This window comes from Acinetobacter calcoaceticus (genome assembly GCF_051947995.1).
Lineage (GTDB): Bacteria > Pseudomonadota > Gammaproteobacteria > Pseudomonadales > Moraxellaceae > Acinetobacter.
Genome location: NZ_JBLVVH010000003.1, coordinates 313,744 through 334,766, shown reverse-complemented (window position 1 = coordinate 334,766; position 21,023 = coordinate 313,744). Strand labels below are relative to the sequence as shown.

The 21,023-nt window shown below is 43.4% G+C and carries 22 protein-coding genes; 4 read left to right on the top strand and 18 right to left on the bottom strand.

Annotated features, from left to right (window positions below; translation table 11 throughout):
* Positions 1-155 precede the first annotated feature (155 nt).
* Positions 156-749, bottom strand: coding sequence for an RBBP9/YdeN family alpha/beta hydrolase (locus ACNQO6_RS07485; protein ID WP_440208544.1), 594 nt, complete (start codon positions 747-749; stop codon positions 156-158).
* Between the two features lie 300 nt (positions 750-1,049).
* On the opposite strand from ACNQO6_RS07485, the gene ACNQO6_RS07480 reads away from it, so the two are divergent.
* Positions 1,050-2,066 (top strand): AraC family transcriptional regulator, encoded by a 1,017-nt coding sequence (locus ACNQO6_RS07480; RefSeq protein WP_343578361.1) that lies wholly within the window; start codon positions 1,050-1,052, stop codon positions 2,064-2,066.
* A 75-nt stretch (positions 2,067-2,141) separates the two neighbouring features.
* Here the strand turns inward: ACNQO6_RS07480 and ACNQO6_RS07475 are convergent, their stop codons facing one another.
* The 11 genes from ACNQO6_RS07475 to gltS all read right to left on the bottom strand — a co-directional run bounded on the left by ACNQO6_RS07475 (position 2,142) and on the right by gltS (position 13,569).
* The gene (locus ACNQO6_RS07475; RefSeq protein WP_440208543.1) at positions 2,142-3,146 is read right to left on the bottom strand and encodes a YeiH family protein; all 1,005 of its coding nucleotides are present in this window, start codon (positions 3,144-3,146) and stop codon (positions 2,142-2,144) included.
* Positions 3,139-3,465, bottom strand: coding sequence for a Rieske (2Fe-2S) protein (locus ACNQO6_RS07470; protein ID WP_070075411.1), 327 nt, complete (start codon positions 3,463-3,465; stop codon positions 3,139-3,141). Before ACNQO6_RS07470 ends, ACNQO6_RS07475 begins: the two co-directional genes overlap by 8 nt.
* Before the next feature lie 5 nt (positions 3,466-3,470).
* Positions 3,471-4,118, bottom strand: coding sequence for a DsbA family oxidoreductase (locus ACNQO6_RS07465; RefSeq protein WP_440208542.1), 648 nt, complete (start codon positions 4,116-4,118; stop codon positions 3,471-3,473).
* On the bottom strand, positions 4,115-5,455 hold the full coding sequence (locus tag ACNQO6_RS07460; RefSeq protein ID WP_440208541.1) for an MFS transporter: 1,341 nt from the start codon (positions 5,453-5,455) through the stop codon (positions 4,115-4,117). Before ACNQO6_RS07460 ends, ACNQO6_RS07465 begins: the two co-directional genes overlap by 4 nt.
* Positions 5,456-5,558: 103 nt before the next feature.
* A complete protein-coding gene (locus tag ACNQO6_RS07455; RefSeq protein ID WP_440208540.1) occupies positions 5,559-6,611 on the bottom strand; it encodes a 3-keto-5-aminohexanoate cleavage protein in 1,053 nt (350 codons plus the stop codon).
* 60 nt (positions 6,612-6,671) lie between these two features.
* Complete coding sequence (locus tag ACNQO6_RS07450) at positions 6,672-7,520, bottom strand: TauD/TfdA dioxygenase family protein (RefSeq protein ID WP_032869719.1); 849 nt, start codon at positions 7,518-7,520, stop codon at positions 6,672-6,674.
* Positions 7,521-7,531: 11 nt separating this feature from the next.
* The gene (locus ACNQO6_RS07445) at positions 7,532-8,518 is read right to left on the bottom strand and encodes a quinone oxidoreductase family protein (RefSeq protein ID WP_440208539.1); all 987 of its coding nucleotides are present in this window, start codon (positions 8,516-8,518) and stop codon (positions 7,532-7,534) included.
* A 366-nt stretch (positions 8,519-8,884) separates the two neighbouring features.
* Positions 8,885-9,778 (bottom strand): aromatic amino acid DMT transporter YddG, encoded by an 894-nt coding sequence (gene yddG / locus ACNQO6_RS07440; protein WP_440208538.1) that lies wholly within the window; start codon positions 9,776-9,778, stop codon positions 8,885-8,887.
* Between the two features lie 158 nt (positions 9,779-9,936).
* On the bottom strand, positions 9,937-10,737 hold the full coding sequence (locus tag ACNQO6_RS07435; protein WP_440208537.1) for an SDR family NAD(P)-dependent oxidoreductase: 801 nt from the start codon (positions 10,735-10,737) through the stop codon (positions 9,937-9,939).
* A gap of 147 nt (positions 10,738-10,884) precedes the next feature.
* Positions 10,885-12,048 carry a zinc-dependent alcohol dehydrogenase gene (locus ACNQO6_RS07430; RefSeq protein WP_440208536.1) on the bottom strand — a complete coding sequence of 388 codons (1,164 nt, stop codon included), beginning with the start codon at positions 12,046-12,048 and terminating at the stop codon, positions 10,885-10,887.
* Between the two features lie 300 nt (positions 12,049-12,348).
* Positions 12,349-13,569, bottom strand: coding sequence for a sodium/glutamate symporter (gene gltS / locus ACNQO6_RS07425; protein WP_440208535.1), 1,221 nt, complete (start codon positions 13,567-13,569; stop codon positions 12,349-12,351).
* Between the two features lie 469 nt (positions 13,570-14,038).
* Here gltS and ACNQO6_RS07420 point away from each other — a divergent pair, with 469 nt between their 5' ends.
* On the top strand, positions 14,039-14,674 hold the full coding sequence (locus ACNQO6_RS07420; RefSeq protein WP_440208534.1) for an SOS response-associated peptidase: 636 nt from the start codon (positions 14,039-14,041) through the stop codon (positions 14,672-14,674).
* Positions 14,675-15,219: 545 nt separating this feature from the next.
* Positions 15,220-15,558, top strand: a complete 339-nt coding sequence (locus ACNQO6_RS07415) for a hypothetical protein (RefSeq protein WP_440208533.1) — start codon at positions 15,220-15,222, stop codon at positions 15,556-15,558.
* Here ACNQO6_RS07415 and ACNQO6_RS07410 read toward each other — a convergent pair.
* From ACNQO6_RS07410 to ACNQO6_RS07390, 5 genes are all read right to left on the bottom strand, one after another.
* Positions 15,545-16,015: a BLUF domain-containing protein gene (locus ACNQO6_RS07410; RefSeq protein WP_440208532.1), complete on the bottom strand. Its 471-nt coding sequence runs from the start codon at positions 16,013-16,015 to the stop codon at positions 15,545-15,547. The genes ACNQO6_RS07415 and ACNQO6_RS07410 overlap by 14 nt on opposite strands.
* 143 nt (positions 16,016-16,158) lie before the next feature.
* Complete coding sequence (locus ACNQO6_RS07405) at positions 16,159-16,803, bottom strand: glycosyltransferase (RefSeq protein ID WP_440208531.1); 645 nt, start codon at positions 16,801-16,803, stop codon at positions 16,159-16,161.
* A complete protein-coding gene (locus ACNQO6_RS07400) occupies positions 16,800-17,399 on the bottom strand; it encodes a class I SAM-dependent methyltransferase (RefSeq protein ID WP_440208530.1) in 600 nt (199 codons plus the stop codon). The genes ACNQO6_RS07405 and ACNQO6_RS07400 overlap by 4 nt, the downstream gene beginning before the upstream one ends.
* Complete coding sequence (locus ACNQO6_RS07395) at positions 17,392-18,168, bottom strand: PIG-L deacetylase family protein (RefSeq protein WP_440208529.1); 777 nt, start codon at positions 18,166-18,168, stop codon at positions 17,392-17,394. The genes ACNQO6_RS07400 and ACNQO6_RS07395 overlap by 8 nt, the downstream gene beginning before the upstream one ends.
* Positions 18,156-19,169, bottom strand: a complete 1,014-nt coding sequence (locus tag ACNQO6_RS07390) for an acyl-CoA dehydrogenase (RefSeq protein WP_440208528.1) — start codon at positions 19,167-19,169, stop codon at positions 18,156-18,158. Before ACNQO6_RS07390 ends, ACNQO6_RS07395 begins: the two co-directional genes overlap by 13 nt.
* Positions 19,170-19,432: 263 nt before the next feature.
* Here ACNQO6_RS07390 and ACNQO6_RS07385 point away from each other — a divergent pair, with 263 nt between their 5' ends.
* Positions 19,433-19,666 carry a DUF2171 domain-containing protein gene (locus ACNQO6_RS07385; protein WP_004772208.1) on the top strand — a complete coding sequence of 78 codons (234 nt, stop codon included), beginning with the start codon at positions 19,433-19,435 and terminating at the stop codon, positions 19,664-19,666.
* A gap of 108 nt (positions 19,667-19,774) precedes the next feature.
* Here ACNQO6_RS07385 and ACNQO6_RS07380 read toward each other — a convergent pair whose 3' ends face one another.
* The gene (locus ACNQO6_RS07380; protein ID WP_440208527.1) at positions 19,775-20,707 is read right to left on the bottom strand and encodes an LpxL/LpxP family acyltransferase; all 933 of its coding nucleotides are present in this window, start codon (positions 20,705-20,707) and stop codon (positions 19,775-19,777) included.
* Between the last annotated feature and the right edge of the window lie 316 nt (positions 20,708-21,023).

The window sequence follows — 21,023 nt, the reverse complement described above, 5'->3', positions numbered from 1 at the left end:
TGGAATAAGTTCAGGCCGTTTTTTTTGTTTTAAGCAAATGGGGGTAAAACCTTACCTTGCGATGGGGGGTGATGCATTAAGGCATGCTGTACTTAGATGTGAAATCAAAAAAAGTCGCCAAATCCGGTTTGGAGAGTTGATCTATACATCATCGATTAGGCAATCAGGCTTGGTTGATTAACCTGCCCATCCAATTGCTGAATTAACTGTTCTGCCTGAGGCCAAGGACCAAACCCGGATGCAGGATTGAGATGTCCGACGGCACCTAGATTGATGAATACACTGCCCCAGGTTTTCGCCATTGCCGCCACTGCATTAAAATGGGCTAGTGGATCATTAACACTAGCAGCGACAATACTTGGAAATGGCAGCACTTGATCGGGCAATGGCGACCATCCTGCTTCTCTGAGTGTTTTGGGTGCTGGATAATGTTCTGGCCAAACGTCATTCAAGTCAGGTGGCGTCACCAGCAATGCCCCTTGAATAGCGTGTTGATATCGTGCGGCCCAATGTACCGCCATCAGTACTCCTGCACTGTGTGCCACCAGAATCACTGGACCCTGTATTTTTTCCAGTTCAGCCTGTATTGCAGCCACACGTTTTGCACAGTTGAGCTTATCTTCTTGCAAAGGTAGTACTGAACGAACCTTGGTTAAACGTGTTTCCAGAATAGTTTGCCAATGCGAAGCCACATGGTCACGCAAACCGGGGATAATCAAAACCGTCGCTTGTGTTTGTATTTTTTCCATCTCTACACCTATCAACCCTTCTTTTAATAAAAATAACGAGGATGTATCACGTCATATTCAACATAGAGGGACAGTAGAGCGTCTGATATACATGGCGCGACAGCCACTTTTCATTTGATGACAAGGCGATTGAAACGATCTCATATATATCAATATGCTTTGCAGAAAAAGTCGCTTCAAAAACAATAATCATCATGCCAACATGGATTTATGTAAGCCTTGGTACTTTTCGAAACACCGTATTTTAGTTATAAATAAAGCATAACTAGGAAGGTTATTTTTAAAATTTGGGAGATCAGCATGGTGCCTCTTGCCCACACTGCTGTGCTTAAAAATTATTTAGATGTCAGCCAGCAATTAGAACTGAATCCATATCAGCTTTTGTCTGATGCAGGCATTTATCCTGCACAGCTACAAGACAGTACGCAGCGTATACCAGTCGATAAAGCCGTGGCATTGCTGGAACAGTCAGCACAATTGAGTGGTTGCGAATCCTTCGGTTTGCATATGGCAGAACAACGCCAACTCGCAGATTTTGGAGAGCTGAGTTTATTGTTGAGTTATCAGCACACCTTGCGTGATGGTTTATCCACCATTGTGCAGTATCGAAACCTGATCAACAATGCACTGGAAATGTATATCGAAGAAGTCGGTCATACCGTCATTATTCGGGTAGAAGTGATTACGGCATCGACAGAATACAGCCGCCAAGCCATTGAACTTGCTTTAGGCATCACCCATCGTTTCTGCGCAGCTTTATTGCAAAAATGGCAGCCGTTAAGCATTCATTTTACCCATGATGCTCCGCATGATACGGCCATGCACCAACGGATGTTTGGTTGCTCGCTTGAGTTTGGCAGCGAATTTAACGGTATTGTTTGCAATGCAACGGAGCTGGATAAAACCAACCCCCATGCCAATACCACGATGCTGGCACATGCCAAACGTTTTCTTGAAACGGATCTATTGCATCGGGAAAGTGAATCTTCGATTATTTTTGATATTCGTAAAAGTATTCATCTGCTTCTGCCTATGGGGCGTGCCACCATTGATCAGGTCGCCCATACCCATGGCGTCAATGTCCGTACCTTGCAGCGCCGTCTGGAAGCAGCACATACCAACTTCAGTGTGTTGATCAATGATGTGCGTCGCAATCTGGTTTTCCGCTATCTCAAAAACCTGAATTATTCGCTTGGACAAGTTTCGGATATTTTAGGCTATTCGATGCCAAGTTCGTTTACCCGCTGGTTTAGCAGTGAATTTGGTATGTCACCCACCACTTGGCGTAATAACAATAAGACGGTTATAAAATCCTAATCATAAGACTTTGAGATCGAAGCTGATTTAATCATCTTTGATCTCAAAAGTCGTATGTTGCTGAGATAGTAGTCTCTAGAACATCCAATGCATCAATAGTAAAACCAGCACGACCAGAAAAATGGTTTCACCAAGCATCAGCAAAATTGGCTTGATTCCAACAGAAGCCAGCTCCTTCAATTGTGTTTTCATGCCTAAAGCACTAATTGCAATCACCAAACACCATTTCGATAATTCATTCACCCCTTGCTGCAGCATACTTGGAACCCAACCGGTGCTGTTGATACAGGCAAGCATTAAAAAACCGACCGCGAACCAAGGCAATAAAGGTGGATGTTTTCCTGTCGCATCTCCACCTTGCATACGTGTAATCATGGCTGCGCAGATAATGACAGGCAATAACATGGCAACCCGCATCAATTTGACCACGGTTGCAGTATCCCCTGTTTCTGACGACATGCTATATCCTGCCCCTACAACTTGAGCAACATCATGGATGGTTGCCCCTAAAAATACCCCTGCCTGCTGTGGTGATAGTTCAAGCCACCGTGCAATCATCGGATAGACAATCATCGCCAGTGTCGACAATGCAGAAACCCCAATCACGGTGAATAGCGTGGCTTTCTCTTTTTGGGGATGTTGCGGAAATGCAGCAGATAAGGCCAAGGCTGCTGATGCACCACAGATTGCGGTTGCACCGCCTGTCAGCATTCCGAAAAGTTTTTTGAAACCCAGAATTTTAGCCGTTATCACGGAAACCGAAATCGTCACGATCACCAATGTGATCACCAGTACAATCGGTTGCCACCCCAAAGCGGTAATTTGTCCTAGCGTAATCCGCATCCCCAGCAAGGCAATCCCGATACGTAACACTGTTCGTGCCGTAAATTCGATGCCTGCCTTACATTGACTTTCACTGGAAAGAAAGTTCAAGCCCATTCCTAAGAGCAAAGCAAATAACATCACGGGTGCACCATAATGCTCTGATAAAAAACAGGCTGCAGCTGCGACAACGCTACTGACAATGAAGCCTGGTATCAACTCACGAGTGCGCAGACGAAAATCCATGAATTTAGTCATTGTTTTCTCCTGAACCGATCAGGATAAATAGCTGTTCTGCATCGACTTCAACTGGATATGCCGCCACTTTTAAATGCTTCGAATTCAACATATATCCTGTCGCCAGATCGAAAATCAAACCATGGGCACAACAACGGATTGCTTGTCCTTCTAATTTGCCAGAAAATAAAGAAGCACCTTGATGCGGACAGCGATCCTCAATCGCATAAAATCGTGTACCGATATGAAACAGTGCAATATTCTTTCCCTCAATTTGCAGAAAGGCTCTTGCACCTGATGCCGGGATTTTTTCTTGTGGAACCTGAAAACGAACAGTCATTGTATTTATCCCTGTACCACCAAGGCCTCTAACATGGCCTGATAAAGCACATCGATCGAATGCGCACCAGCCAAGGTCAGATAACCATCAAAAATAAAATAAGGTACGCCGTTTGCCCCTGTATAGGTCGATTGAATCGCTGGATTGCACTCCGTCCATCCACGACCTTGTTCATTAACCGAATATCCAGATTGCTTGAGGATCCTTTTCAGCACAGCGCTATCCCCAAGGTTTTCACCTGCCTCGAAATAGGCAGCAAAAAGTTGTTCCAGTAAATGCTCGGCTTGCTGTGCTGTTCCCAGCTTAAAAACGTTTTGAAACATATGATGGGCTTGGGCGGTATTTGGCATCCATTGGATCTTTTCAAAATGCAGTTCGACACCAACCGTCTTGGCAGCCTGACGAACTTGGGTTTGCCGTTGTTTTACCGCCTCCAGACTGCCCAATCGTTTTTGATAAAACTGTTTGAAATCGACACCCTCGACCGGAATCTCAGGAAGCAACTGCATACTGTGCCAGTGCACATTCACCTCAACCTCTGGATCACTCTGTTGCAATTGCGCAATTGCAGCCTGTAACTGACGTTTGCCGATCAGACACCAAGGACAAATAAAATCAAAAAAGACATCAATATTTAATTCACGCATCATCATTTTTCTTCCGTATTACATGAACGGGTGCTTTCGAGACCGGGTAAAATTGCCTGATCAGTCAGCCGTGCAATATCTTGCTGATAGTGTTTTTTGGCATAGAGAAATACGGCTGCCGCAACAATGCTGATCAACGGCATCAATTGAAAAGCGGGATGAAGGCCAATCACGTCGGAGAGCTTGCCGATAACCAGAGGACCAAGTGCCAGTCCCAACAGATTATTGGCCAAGGTTAAGGTGGCAAAAGCGGTACTGTGGACGCTGTTATGGGTCAGATTGGCCACCATTGCGCTGGATGGTCCATTGGTTCCCAGTGCAATAAACATTCCCATGCAAATCATCAGCAATTGAGATTTTCCAGCAGGCAATGCAAACGCCGTCGAAAGCAGTAAACAGCTCCCGATACAGTAAGCAATCGCTAAACTAACCTTACGATCGGGGCTGTTTTGACCAAAGCGATCACTGAGCATGCCGCATAGAATGCTCCCGACCGCACTGCACAGTACAATCACGGCGGCCAGCACACCTGCAGAATCGGTATTCATACCGTAATAACGATTTAAATAACTCGGCATCCAGACAATGACCGTGCCGCCAACAAACAGTTGAAAGCCACTGCCGATATAAGTTGCGATTACGGATCGACTGGAATAAATACTTCTTAAGCATTGTCTGCTTTGTTGCTGTTTCTGGGCGTTAAGAGGTATTTTTCTGGTGATACCCACTCTTTTTTCTTTCACTACCATGGGATAAAGCAAGGCCAAGATCAAACCAAACAAGGCCATGCCACCAAAAGCCCAGCGCCAGCCAAAGTGCTCAGCCATCACACCGCCCAGTGCCATGCCGAGAAATGAGCCGAATACCCCACCTGCCATAAAAGCACTGGCTAGCGTGGCTCTCATTTCGCGGGGAAAAATCGCCACCACCACAGCAATGCCAACGCTGCCATAAGCAGCCTCGCCAACACCGACCATAAAACGAGCCACAAACATTTGCTGATAGTTCTCAGCAACAGCACAACCCAAGGTCGCCAGACTCCATAGCACCGCCATAATGACCAGGCTTTTCACGCGTCCAAAGCGGTCCGCCAGCAAGGATAAGGGCAAGGTTAAAATACCCACCATCAGGGCCACAATGCCGCTTAATAAGCCAAGTTGGCTATCGGTCAGGGCCCATTCTGTTTTAATCAGTGGAAATACGGCATTCAGCACTTGCCGAGACATATAGTCTGAAATCAACAAGCCAAATGTCAGCGCAAATACCAGCCACGCATAACGGCGTGGTACGCCGATTGAGGTATCGACATGATCCGTATGTACGGTATATGGATGAGCACCCATAGGGACCTCCTTGTTGTATTGTTATCATTTCTATTTTTAATTGCAGTACGTGGCTTGCCGCGTACTGCATTTATTGTGTGGTTCAATCCATTGTTGTTCAGGCTTAAGGGCGCTGAGGTACACCTTTTTGTTTTGGCTGACGGTTGGGTGACATTCCATTGGCCTGCAAGGTTTCTTCAATACTTTGATATTGCACTCCAATCCGGTAGATTTCTCGTGCCTCTGGGCCTGTTGCCACTTCACGGCCTAATTCATGTGCAATACGTACGGTTTGCTGGATTTGTTGTACCGACGAGAAACGCTGACCACGATGATCGATAATGGTATCTTCATTACCGACCCGTGCATGAAAGCCCATCGCCATCGACATGGTATTGAATGGCAATACATTTTTAAGCAATGATTCCGAAGTCAGTGTGCAACCATCAGGGACACGGTGAATAAAATTAAAGAAGTTAAATGGATTGGGTCCATCGAATCCGCCACCAATGCCGATCCAGGTCAAATTTAATGGCCCCATATAGAGTCCTTTACGTACCATCCGTTCCAGGGTCTCTAAACCATGCATTCCGGTCAGCTGGAAATGCGGTTGAATATTATTTTGGCAAAGGCGTTTTAAATGTTCTGCTACCCACGCTGGTCCTGCCGGAACGGTCATTTCAGCATAAGCTTCCTGAATTGCAGGATGTGCCAATGATGTGCCTTCCAGATATTCCGGATAGAGCAACTCCATGATGTTCATTTGCGTGGTGTTAATTGCGACCGTGACCTGATCTGGTTTTGGTGTTAATTCAGCCAGCATATGACGGGTATCGTCACTCAACCATAAAGCCGCCTCACCTTCACTTTCAGGTGCAAAGGAGATCGAGCCACCTACTTGAATAATCATATCGGGAACAGCTTCGCGTACTCCGGCAATAAGTTCATTAAACTTGGACAACCGTTTGGAACCTTTACCGTCCAGTTCGCGTACATGCAAATGCAGCACTGTAGCGCCTGCCTCATAGCATTCCACCGCTTTCTGGATCTGCTCATCCATGGTCACCGGAATATCTTCCGGAAAGTCCTCTGGCATCCACTCGGGGCCATATGGCGCAACGGTAATGACCACTTTTTCCATATTTTCCGGGTGCAAAGAATCGTCAAAGAATTGCATGTGCATCTCCTGTTGGTATTTTATAAAACGGTATTGAATTAAAAAGTTTGGATCTAAAATTTAATAGGTTGCATCACCGACGATACCTGCCCGTTCCATTTTGCGATGACACGGCGGGTAATCCATCACGGCATAATGTTGGGTACTACGATTATCCCAAATGGCGATGCTATTCGGCTCCCAACTCCAGCGCACCTGATATTCAGGAATTGCTGCCTGAGTAATTAAGTAACGGAGTAAATCTCCAGCGCCCGGATTGGCATCCTGCCCAAAACGCACGCGATCTTTAGTGTGGTAGTTACTAAAATGGGTGGTGAATGCATTGACGTAGAGAATTTTCTCGCCTGTCTCAGGATGCGTTCGTACCACAGGATGCTCGGCGTCGGGAAACTGTGCCTTTAATGCCAGACGTTTTTCGATAGGCATGGCAGCCCCAAAACTGGCTTCGATACTGTGATAGGCACGTAAATGTGCGATTTTTTCCTTAATATCGTCAGGCAGATTTTCATAGGCCATGACCATATTGGTCCACATGGTATCGCCGCCAACGGGTGGGCATTCCACACACCGTAATACACAGCCCATCGGTGGGATTTTGCGCCAGCTGGCATCGCTATGCCATGCATTTTCATACCGATCAATCGGACTGTCAGGATGCTTGTAAATTTGTACCAAACCCGGGTGATCAGGATGACTACCCACCGCAGGATGATCCTCCAATGCCCCAAAGCGCTCGGCAAAAGCCACATGTTCAGCCCGTGTCATCTGCTGGTTACGCAAGAACACTACCCGATGTTTCAGCAATTGTGTCCGGATCTCAGTGAATAATCCATCATCATGAATCGCATCGGCTAAGTGGACACCACGTAGTTCTGCACCAATATTGCAAGTCAACTGTTCAATTTGCATCAGAAATCCCTTCAAATTACAAAAATGGATGAGCCTATGGTTTTGCGTGCTTCCAGATCACGATGTGCTTGTACGGCATCCTCAAGCGCATAGCGATGGTTAATCTCGATCTTGATGCGACCGCTGCTGACATGATCAAACAGCTCCTTGGCCAAGGCTCTTTTTTCTTCTGGATCTGCAATGTAATCGGCCAAAGCAGGACGAGTGATAAACAATGAACCTTTCATTGCCAGTAACACAGGATTAAAGTCAGGAATTGGCCCTGATGCTGTACCCACGCAAACCAACAAGCCCCGGCGTTTGAGGGAGTCTAATGAGGCCATAAAGGTATTTTTGCCCACACTATCGAAGACCACATTGACCCCGATGCCCTCGGTCAACTCACGCACCCGCTCAGCCACATTTTCATGGCTATAATTAATCACATGATCACAACCATAGGCACGTGCCACGGCTGCTTTTTCATCCGTAGAGGTGGTTCCGATCACGGTTAAGCCCAACAGTTTGGCCCACTGCGAAACGATTAGCCCCACACCACCTGCGGCTGCATGTAATAAAATGCAATCACCAGCTTTAAAGTCATATATCCGACGCATCAGGTAGGCTGCGGTTAAACCACGCATGGTCATTGCAGCCGCAGTTTCACAGGAAATATCGTCAGGGAGTTTGATTAAGGCATCAGCAGCAATAAGCCGTTCGGTGCTATAAGCGCCAAGCGTATTCAGAAACCCGGTATAGGTGACGCGATCGCCCACCACAAAATCGGTTACGCCGTCACCCACTGCTTCGATAATGCCGGATGCTTCGACACCAATGCCATTCGGCAAGGGAATCGGATAAGTGCCATCGCGGAAATAGGTATCAGCATAATTGAGGCCCACTGCTACGTGGCGTAGGCGTACTTGACCCACCGCAGGTGCACCGACTTCGATGTCCTCATAGCGCATTACTTCGGGTGTGCCTGTTCCATAGAACCGTATCGCTTTATTCAACGTCATTTTTCTATCCATCTTGTATTTTTATTCAGTGCCGAAGCAACATGACTCAAAAATACAATACTCAGGAGAGCGTCGACTTTACTTAACACGACACACCTATCACCTTTGGCGACAAATTGATTTTTTAATTGCGGTTTGATTCGGGCTAAAGACGGAAGTCGATACAAATATTATTTTATTTCTTCTTAATGCAGCGCTTGAGCGCAAATCGTTTTTATACAGATTCATCTGATGAAAAGACGTAGATAGAGCAGAACTTAGTCACTTATTGCAAAGCACATACCTGTTCTGCTCTATCTACACTTCACTGTGGGTAGCAGGATAAACTGCATAAGTCTTTCAACTTAAATCATGTGTTTTCGGCAATTAAGCTGAATGCTTTGGCCGTGTTGCTACCCAGCACAGCACGGAACCGATACAGACCATGGCTGCACCTTGCCAGAACGACAAGGAAAGAGCGGTTTGTAAAACAAGGGCTGCCAGTGCCGCTGAAAATACGGGAATAAAGTAAGACGCACCCGCAAGCAATGTGACATTGCCATGTAGAATCCCGACGTTCCATGCGGCATAGCCAAAGCCCATTGCAGCAGCAGCGAGGACAAGATAAATCAGGGTATGTAGATCAAATTGCATCGGTTCGGCACCCGTAAGCACATATTTGACCCATAATGCTGTTGCCGTGAGCATAAAGAATAGCGTAACACCATTGTTACCATTGGCAATTCTGGCGGTGACAGTACAATATGCAGCCCAGATTAACGCACCCATAAAAGCCAGACCATAGCTTAACGGATTATCTTGAATATTGGCTGTGATACTGGCGAAATCAAGCCCCTGATCACCTCCAAGTACCCAGCAGATTCCAATAAGGGCAAGGACAAAACCAGGAACAATCAGTAAATTTGATTTTTGATGATTAAACAGGATGGCACAGACCATGGTCAGTGCTGGCCATAGGTAGTTCACCATACCGACTTCAATGGCCTGCTGACTGGTATTGGCATAACCAATGGATAAGGCCAGACAAAGTTCATAGGACACAAACAGTAAACTGCCCCAGAACAGGTAGGCGCGCGGAAATTCGCGTAGCTTGGGAAATCCGAAACTCAATAATAAAAACACCGAAGCCACACTATAAATCATGGCTGCTCCACCCGTTGCGCCCAGACTTTCACTGACACCACGAATTAGTCCGACAATCGAACTCCATAACAGCACTGCAATAAGCCCTATTAGGGTTGCATTTCTTTGGCTTATCATCCACTTAATCACTTATCAAATTGAATATTCTGATCAGGAAGAACCCAATATTGATTCTTCCTCTGAATATTGGAGTTTATAAGGATTCACTTTTTAGCATGACTCGTCCGTTTTGCACAGGAATGACGTTGAATTGCTTAAATTCTATCGATCATTTGCTATGAATTTATGGTCGCACCCGCAGTCACATTGACAATTGTGGCGGTCATTGCACTGGCATGATCAGAGGCCAGAAATGTCACCGTTTCGGCAATTTGAGCCAGTGTCGGCAATCGTTTTAACATGGTACTTTGCGCAGCACCATTCAACCATTCATCCAGGGTGATGCCCATGGCTTGTGCTTTTAAGCTAAATAACTCGCGCGTATAAGAGCCTGCCTGAGCCGCATCCGCAATGGCATGGGAACGTACCCCAAGCACCCGAATATTCTTTGGACCCAGTTCACTGGCGAGCGCTTTGATAAATGCTTCGCTGCCTGCACAACCGACAATATGCCCCAAATGACCCGGAATCGCCATTGCGCCAGAGGGTGCGATGATACTCATCATTGAACCGGTCGTCTTTATTCCCATATAGGGAACCACGGCTTTTGCAATATTAAATTGTGCAGCAAGAAAAGGTGTGATGCCCTGCATAAATTCATGCTGGGTGAGTGCTGAAAGTTCCTTGCCTTGGTTATGCATAAAACTGGTGGCATTGATCACAACATCGATGCCCCCCGTTAGCTCAGCCAGCTGTTTTATCGCTGTTTGGGTCACTTCCTCATCTAGCACGTCCACAATAAAAGTTTTTACTCGACCTTCTACGTTATGAATATGTGCTACAACCTGATCCAGTTTGTGCTGGTGTCGGGCGCCCAAATAGACAAAAGCACCTTCTCGGGCCAAGGCCTGAGCGATTGCATGGCCCACTGCGCCACTTCCTCCAAAAATCACAGCAATTTTATTTTTAACTAACATGAATATGCTGCCTGTATTTTTTATTGATTGTTAATTGTACGCTTTTTTTAGCAGGCTCAAGCTATTCCCAATTGTTTTTTGTTTAAAGTGTTTTGGGACAATAGAAAACCTCCAATATGACTTAGCGGTTTTCTATTCTCAATCAGGTTAAGGTGTCAGAATGACTTTACGACATTCTTGTTCCCTGTTATCGAAGATACGATAACCTTCAGCTGCATCTTCTAGCTTCATCCGGTGGGTAATAATCGCTTCAGGCGCAAGTCTACCGTCCTCAATCAATTCTAAGAGTTGAGGTAAAAAATGATGGACATGGGTTTGTCCCATTTTAAAAGTGAGGCCTTTGTCAAAGGCATCGCCAAATAAGAAGCCATGAATAGGTCCTGCATATACTCCCGGTACACTGACCACACCGCCACGGCGTACAGCAGCAATACATTGGCGTAGTACCACACCACTGGAACCTTCCAGTTTTAGATTGGTCAACAGCGTTTCAATCACACTTCCCTTTGCCTCAAATCCAATCGCATCAATCACGGCATCAACACCACGATAATTGTCGGTATGCTGGATAATATATTCGGCAGCATTGACCGCTTCAAAATCGACAGGAATGGCACCATACGCTTCTGCGGCATATTGCAGTCGATATTGATTATGATCAACCATGAAGATCTTTTCTGCGCCGAGCATTTTGGCGCAGGCTGCACTAAGCAGACCTACCGGTCCTGCCCCATAGATAGCCAGCGTGGAACCTTTGCTGACTTTTGCATTGCTTACTGCCTGCCATGCGGTGGGTAAAATATCGGTAAGAAAAAGCACTTTTTCATCGGACAATGAACCCGGTACTTTGAATGGTCCTGCATTGGCCTTAGGTACGCGGACATATTCTGCCTGCCCACCGGGAATGCCGCCATAGAGATGGCTATAGCCAAATAATGCAGCACCTGAAGGCATCTGCTTTTTGTTGACGATCGCACCTCGACCGGTATTGGTGGTTTCACAGGCTGCAGTCAGGTTTAACTGGCAAAAGAAACACTCTCCACAGGCAATTACGAAAGGAACAATGACTCGATCTCCCTTTTTGACCTGAGTGACGGCCGAACCCACCTCTTCAACAATGCCCATGAATTCATGACCAAAAATATCACCCTGCTCGGTTTGAGGAATCTTTCCCCGATAGAGATGTAGGTCCGAGCCGCAAATTGCCGTTGCCGTGACTCGTAAAATAATATCGTCAGCTTCCTGAATCACCGGATCTGCTACCGTTTCGACTCGGACATCCTCAGCACCGTGGTATGTAAGGGCACGCATGGCTACTCCTTTAATTTTTAATCTGTCACTTGATTATGGGCAGTGATTCTTTACGGTTTGCAACGATTGTTAGCGCTCACGTAAGCCCTATTGTGAATATGCAAAAGGATTGAGCCCCTTTGTAACCAGACATGAAAAAGTTGAGAAACCGCTGGAATGATCTGCAATCAAACTGGATGGGAGAAGAATAAAAAATGCCAGTTCATATAAACTGGCATAATCAAAATGGTGAAAATATGTTAGCGCTGGAATGATCTGCTTTTTGTAAAAATCAATGTAAATCAATCAAAGCGCTGTGTGCTAAAAGAAATTAATAATGGTCTGGATCACCAGCGCATTAATAATATCGACAAAAAATGCTCCAGTAAGTGGAATGATTAAAAAGGCTTTATGTGAAGGCCCATAGCTATTGGTAACTGCCTGAATATTGGCAATTGCCGTAGGGGTGGCGCCGAGATTAACACCACATTGCCCTGCACAGAGAACTGCTGCATCGTAGTTTTTACCCATAATTTTAAAGGTGACAAAAAACAGGTAAAGTGCCAGAAACAAGGTTTGTGCAATCAGGATAATCAGCAATGGACCTGCAAGACCGGCAAGTTGCCAGAGTTGTAACGACATTAAGGCCATCGACAGGAATAATGCTAAAGAGGCATTACCAAATACGTCAATACAGCGGTCAAACAGCTTGATATTAAAGACATACTCTAGCGTGTTACGTAAGAACACGCCACAGCCCAAGGCCCAGACGAAGGTCGGTAATTCAAACCAGTAGCCTTTGGCAAAGTCAGTCATAAAATTGGCAAAGAAAATACACAGTGCAAACATACCCAGCGTCTTTACAGCATCGTCCGCCGTAATAAGCCGGGTTTTTTCCGGGTATTCAAATGGTGCCGTTTCATTGGCCGGTGGCGCTTCAGTGCGTTGCTGGGTCGGAGCAATTTCTTCAGCCAATTGATAGCGACGGATCAAGAATTTGGCAACGGGTCCCCCCATCATGCCCCCAATGACCAACCCAAAAGTCGCACTTGCCATGCCCAAAACTACCGCGCCCTGAATGTCGTATTCATTTTCGAATATGCTGCCCCATGCACTTGCTGTACCGTGACCACCCGTTAAGGTTACCGATCCAGTAATCAGGCCAATCAATGGATCAAGTCCTAAAGCCGTTGCCAGACTAATCCCTAAAATATTTTGTAAGACCACAAAAGTGACTACACAGAACATGAAAACAATTAACGTTTTGCCGCCCTCTTTTAGCTTTGACAGGCTGGCACTCAAGCCGACTGAAGTAAAAAACACCAGCATGAAACTACGCTGAATGTCAGTGTTAAAGTTGACCGTAACATCAAGTTTTGTGAAGAGAAAGTAAGTGATGATTGCCGCTACAAGTCCCCCAATTACAGGTTCAGGCATATTGTAGCGTTTTAAAATACTCACTTTATTTACCAGGAAATAACCGATAAAAAGTACAAAGACTGCAACGACAATCGTACCAAAGATGTCAATATCAAAATTCATTGTTCACCAAATCAAAAACCTTGAGCAATGGAGCTGGCGAAGGAAACCCTTGCCATAAAGATAAAGCGAGCGATGGTAAAGCAATTAACCCGGTTTGTTTGTTACGCTTAGTAATTATCAGACATTTTTTTAATTAAAAAAATTGATATAAATACAATGATTTAATAACTTTAAAAATTACGAACGGAGAAAATTTTAAATCCATTCATAAAATATGCTTTTTTCTGGCAGTTTCTGTAATTGCATTATCATCATGAGATAATTTTCGAAAGCTACCCTCATTTAGAAAGTTTTAAGCTTATTTGCTTCACCCGATATCCGCCGTTTCAATTTTTTTAGTCTCATGCGCTTAGCATTAACGACCAAAACGTAACGCAGAGATGCAATCCAAATACAAAAATGCTCTGATGAATGAGGTGATAATGATCAACACTGAAAGCATATTTTTTAGTCAATTTGAGGCGAAGGTATGTGTGCGAATTATCGACCTATCCATAAAAGTCGGACTCACTTATTGGATTTATTTGAGCCGACATTTGACTATAAAATGGATATCTATCCTGAAGATCTTGGTCCAATCCTGATTTCGCCAGAACAAAAAATAGAATGGCGCGCTGCCCGTTTTGGACTTGTTCCTTTTTGGGCCAAGGATCTAAAGGCCGTTCAGAGTACTTATAATGCACGTGTCGAGACAGTAGCTGACAAAAAAAGTTTCAAACATGCCTGGAATAAAAATCAATTTGCCTTGGTACCTGTCGAGGTTATTTTTGAGCCGAAATATATTGATGGTCAAGCCCAGTGGTATGGCATCTATCGTCAGGACAAAAAGCCATTTACAGTCGCCGCCATATATGAATATGCAAGCGTAGCAGGTCAGGAAATTCTTTCCATGAGTATGCTGACGATCAATGCGGATACCCACCCTTTAATGAACCAGTTTCATTCGCCTGAACATGAAAAAAGATCGGTAGTTATCATTTCTGAAGGACATCGTCTGGACTGGCTGAATGCAGATCATACACAGGCAACTGAACTCATCCTTGAATTTTCGCCAGATGAATTTACTGCTGCACCAAAAGCTAAAATTGATAATTTCTATCCCTGAATGCATTAACTTTTCTTCAGAAAACCTGATTCTTGTGGCATTTCTTCGGTGTAGTAAATTGCATCACTAAAAATGCATCACGATTCAAGATAATCATCATGCCTCTTTCATTTAAATGTGGCCCATAATCATTGTTTTTATTTGGCAAAATCGCATGTTGCGTTTTGTTAAAAATGTAAATTTATAACATTTGGTTAAATAGCATAACTATATATTTTTTAATGAATTATTTTAATTCTGAATTGTAATTTTTGATCAAAAAATAAGCATTTGTAGGTAATCTCTTACAAACGTGTAAGCCAAAAACCTATTCTTCAACTGTTTGATTTTTTTAATAATTAATTCGGTACATTTAAGCGCTCTTTACTATTCAATAGAAAGCTGAATATTAATGAAGAGATCCCGTAAAATAAAAAAGGCATCTTTATTAATATAACAAATCTGAATAATAGAAAAGAATCTCAAATAATGTCTAAATATGTACCATCTTTCCTCTGGTTTCAGAGGAAAGATTTTTAAATTAACTTCAGGATAGGAAATAGAATATGTTTATTGCAAAAAATATCTTTGTCTTTTTACTATCAATGTTAGCGTTGTGCCTATTAATTATTTTCTTCAATTATATAGGCTTAAACGAAACAGTTAATCTAGTACTCTCCTCTATTCTGTTTGGTGTGTTTATTACCTGGTATTTCAAAGGCACAGAATTATGTCTGGCCTTATTTAGTTTCTTCTATTGTGCCATGCTGATTATTAGTCAGAGTCTGGAAGTAATCATGATGTTTATGACTTCCGTTGCTGTCTATTTACTGATGGCCAAAGTATTGCCGAAACTCAAAACAGTGAATATCAGGTTAAGAACCAAACAGCTTAGAATGGATTAACGCCGCGATTAACCATGCCAACTTTCTTGCCAATGGGTAACGTGGTTTGTTCTGCAAGCAGTAGTTCACTAAGAAAAGTATCTAGACTTGTCTGGTCGAGACAGCTCGGATTAAAGCTATTTTCTCCCAAGCTCAGAAAGAAACTTTCAATATTGGTATTTCGTTGTACATATTTCATTGACCAGCGTTTAAAGGTCGATTGGTCAATGGAATGTGTATTGAGATGCTTGACTTCAAGATGCCTAGCATCGGTTTTTATTTTTTCAAATAAGCTTTCAACAATCTGCTGCTCCCCCTCTAGGCATTGGAAAAAGGCATTATCAGCATAGTACAGGACCCCATAGATAAAATGTTGAGTATTGAAATCCCGGGCTTCGGTAAGGATGTCGCGTAAATCTTGCAGCAAATCGTCGCTATTTTCATTGCGTTTGCTGGCATAACACAGTCGTATATTCATAAAGATTTCCGCAAACTATGAAAGTTCTTTTGTTCATTATAATTTTTAAAACTATCATATATTTACAGAATCAAGAAAACTTTAATTTTTTATTTTCCGATTTGCTTTTTAAAGGGTTTAATTAATTTGACCCTAAAAGCAGTTTAGAGTTGTTTTAAAAAATGCGACAAGCCTTGGGGTGCACGTCCTTGCAGCCGACTGCTGGTGGTGACTCGAACCAGATTACTCCAGGTGATCTTGCAGCATTGGGTCATAAATTTTTGAATTAATGACACATCCTCATGACATGGGATTGGCTCAAAACCGCCTGCTTGAAGATAAGCGTCTACACTAAAGCTTAGATTCGCGCCATGAATATGTTGATGGTCCATACTGTCTTGATAATGCGCCAGATATTTCTGCTGTTGTGGTAGGGACAAGGGATTGAGATCATCCAGCACTACGATTCCACAAATTGCATCTGTGGGCTGATGTTGCATCTGACGTAATAGCCAGTCTGGATTGACGATGGTATCGGCATCAGTACAAGCGATCCAGGTCACACCTTGATGAATCAGATGCCGAATACCCAGATCTCTGGCCTTGCCCACACAGGCATAGTCGCATTCAATCCAGTTTACCTGATGGGATTCGACCATCAAGCGGGAGTGATCCGTGCAGCTGTCTAAAACCACCAAAATCTCGACCCGATCATGACCTATGTGTTGTATAGCCTGTTGAATCGATTGTAAACAGGCAGATAAATGCTGTTCTTCATTATGGGCAGGAATCACGATACCGATTTTCATATTAACCCCTGCTGTTTGGCCAGAGATGAAGGATTTACCGTCCAGATATCAATGAAGAAATCAGGATCAGTCAGGCTTAAATAATGAGTGAAAGACAAAGATTGTTTTAAATGATCATGGACCTGAAAGGCATCGAGCTCAAAATCCTGAATGGCGTGACGCCAGTGACAACACAGGATTTCACCTTGTGGGGTTAAGCTGTCTTTGAGTTGATCTATTAGCGCATGTAATTCAGTGCGGGATAAGTAATAAGCCACTTCACTGATAACGATCAGGTCAAATTTCTGTTCAGGAAAATGTTCAGGTATTTTTTGCTGTTGAACGCTCACATGTTTTAAATGCTGTAAACGCTGGGTAGCCCAGTCAACAGCATGTGCAGAAACATCTACACATAATAGCTGATCGGCACGTTGGGCCAGATACTGGCTTAAATGACCATTGGAACAGCCGATTTCCAGTACGTTGGAATAATGTTTTTGAGTAAGGAGCGCCAGACAAATCTGCCTTTTACGCGCCTCATACCAATGACGATCATAGCCCCAAGGATCATTATTGTGATGATATAAGGCTTCGAAATATTGACTAGAATCATTCACAAAGATAAACCTCCCAAGGCATCAATAAACGTTCGATGATTGCTGGAGTTAAAACCGCAGCGTTGCCAGTACTTTCATCTGCTTCAATCTGACTTTTGAATTGCATAATGGCCTGACGTTTTTTGATTAATTGCGGCTCGGTTAAAGCGTAAGCGCTGGCCTGTTGCCAGTTGATACGCGGATCGAACGGTTGCGCCCAGTGCCATGCCCAGATCAGCACATGGAAATATGAGAGCTCATGCGCTAAGGCAAATGTCTGTACTGTTTTTCCGACTGCTTCATGATCGGGATGTCCATCCTGTGCATAGCTACAAATCAGGATGTCTTCGGCTTGAACCAGCTTGTCTAATGCTTGCCACAGCTGCCCTGTATGCAAATGGATCTGTCCATCGGGTAAATTTAAGGCAATCCGATCAGCATATTCAGAAACCTCTAAACGGTCTAAAGCAGCCAAACTCTCTTGTGGACGGATACGATTTAACTGATCTGGACTGTATTTGCTTGAATGCGGATGGCTTTGGGTACCATTACTAACCGCGACAATCACCAGACGACAATTCAAGCGAATCAACTGTTGCATCAAACCGCCACACCCAAGTATTTCATCATCCGGATGCGGCGCCACAATCACAATTCGTTTCGATTGAAATTTTTCAAGGTTGAGCGGCGATAGCGGGTGTTGCTTAAATGCTGATAGCCATTGTTCTCTACAGGTGCCTTGCCCTTCAATAATACGATCCTCAACTAAAGGATGCTTTAGAGTTGCCATGACATGTGCTCCTCTAAACATCGTTCAGCAATTTGCTCATCATCAAACGCCGCATGACTTTGTCGAATAAATACAGGTAGATCGGCCATTAGACTGGCAAAGGTCGCTTGTTCACAAAAAGGCCGTGCGCCTAATGCTTTCCCTGTGCGTTCAATAACGGCGAGACAGCTTTGCTCTGTCTGCGCACGCAAGATTCGTACTTCCCGTTCATGACTAAGCTTGGGTTGGCTATCAATCAGTTGCGCGACATACTGGAAATATTGCCGGGTGACCGCAAGTTGACTTGCCAACTGGCCTAAATACATTGATTTAAAAGGGTTCGATGCGTTAAGACAACTTTGTTGCAATTCATCCATTAAACGTACGGCTGCGCCATACCAGCAAGCCGCGACACCTGCTGCGCCATGCCAGAAACCTGCCCGATCAAGGTAATCATTGGGACGACCAATGATTTTGACTGCTGTATCCTGAAAATTGACTCTGGCAGTCTGTGTCCCTTGCATTCCTACAGCTTGCCAATGGTCTAAATCCATGGTGATCGATGGTTGCGTAAGATCAATAATGCCGAGTTGAGATTGGCCTTGCTGATCTTTAAAACTGATTAATGCGTTCTGAATAAACTCGGCACCTGAACACCACGGTTTAACACCATGACACAGCCCATTTTGGACTTGTAATGGCGCCGGTCCACCCTCGGCAGCCCAGACGGCCCAAGGCTGCTCATCGATTTCATTTTCATAACCGAGTTCATGCAAAATGCTTAGGGCATCACAGTGTGACTCAAACAGCTTGGCTAAACTTAAGTCAAACCCCGCAATATGGGCAAAAACTTGCCAGCGCTGATAGGTCTGACCTGAAGCCGGTTCAGGCAACCTCCCAATAGCATGGATCAATTGTTGAAGCACAACTGGCCGTTGCTTAAATTTGTCTTCAGCTGAGGACTGCTCAAAGCGATTTAAAATGTCGAAAGTTGATCTTTTTATCGATATTTTACTATTCATTTTTAAAATATTAATTCAAGTCGGTTTATTTAAAAATAAATGAAAAATTCCGTTTAGTTAAATAGATGAATTGTAATAAAAAGATAATTGTTCGTAGTTATTTAATTATTTATTTCGTTTTGTTTCATTGTTTACTAAATAGCTTAGTTAGGTGAAGCTATAAAATCATCCTGTAAGGATTATTTAAAACCCAACATTTATGAGCAAATATGCAGTAGCTTAAAGACTTCCATGTTGTGATGTTTATAAAAGAGGTTGAAGAAATGAGTACTTTAAATATTCAAGATATTAAAAAACATTCAGATGTAATTGCTTCTTGTGGCACCAAAGTAGGAACAGTTGATCATCTCGAAGGTGATAGCCAACTGAAACTGACCCGTGATGAAAATGACCAACATCATCTGATCCCAACGGCATGGATTGGTGAAGTCAAAGATGACAAAGTGGTTCTGATTAAAAACTCAGAAGAAGTGAAGCAACAATGGCAAGCGATATAACCAAGTCGATGCTCTAAAGTATTTTTGTTTGCTCAAAAAACCTACTGCCTTGATGGGGAGTAGGTTTTTTATATTGATGATTTAACTCAAAGTATTGATACTCATCGATTATGAATACAGTGTGGCCTCTCCTAGTGCTCTGGTCTTGAATCTTCGGTGAAACCACATATATTGGGTCGGGTACATGCTGATCTGATTTTCAAGAATCAGATTTACCTTGGTTGCATCTGCAACTTCATCCAGACTTGGAAAATTCTGTAAAGGGGGTTCCAGCAATATATGATATTGAGGGTTGCGGATATCACCTGTACGATAGAAAAATAAAGGAATGGCCTGAACTTTCGAGATGTTCATAAGACGTCGGTGTGCCGTGAGAGTAGCCGCTTGAATATTAAAGAAAGGTGCCATCACGCCTTGTTTTAAACCAAAATCCTGATCTGGACTATACCAAATGGCACGTCCCTGTTTGAGATTGCCAATTAAACCTTTCATATCATTTTTGGAGATTTGGTTTTTATAAATGGTGGCACGTGACCGGCTGATTAACATATCCAGTAAGGGATTATTCTGCGGGCGGTACACCACATCAAGATCGAAGAAGCAGCTGCTGACATAGCCACCGGCATCCAATAAGGTGGTATGGGATCCCAATAAAAGAATTCCTCTGTCATCTGCTCGCGAAAGATGTTCTAAACCATGAATATGGATACGGTTTCTATACCATTTCGGGTTGTACCAGGCATTTAAGGCTTCGAATAAGCCAATCATCATATTGAAAAAAACTTGTTTTGCTTCAGCTTCTCTTTCTGATGCATTTTTATGCGGAAAGCATAATTCAAAATTTCTTAATGTGGTTTTACGTCTGGATTTTAACACCTTCCACGCCAGTTTTGATAAAGCGTCAGCGAGTCTCCATTGAATCGCCCACGGCAATATTGCAAATAACATTAAAATTGTAAGGGAAATCCATACTCCCCAATATCGGGGTAATAAAAATGACCAATAAAACTTTCCTGTTTCATGCTTTTGCTTTAAATCCATTTGTGAGTATTTTCTTAAGAAAAACTAAACAGCCTAGCACATATAAATATTTTATGTTGTATCTCGCTTACAATCACAACAATTTAATCAGATAAAAATCGATTTTATTAAAATAATACGAGAAAAGAATGAATAAATTGCTGATTAATATGTATTAATAAAATTTAGTGATGTAATATACGTAGTTTCTTTATTTTGTGACTTTAGTCTGCTTTACTGGTTTTATTTTTTATAAAATATTCGTTTAATATCCTATTCATATTTAAGTTAGAGATTTGATAAGAAAAAGGCGATAATTTCCAATCAATCATCGCCT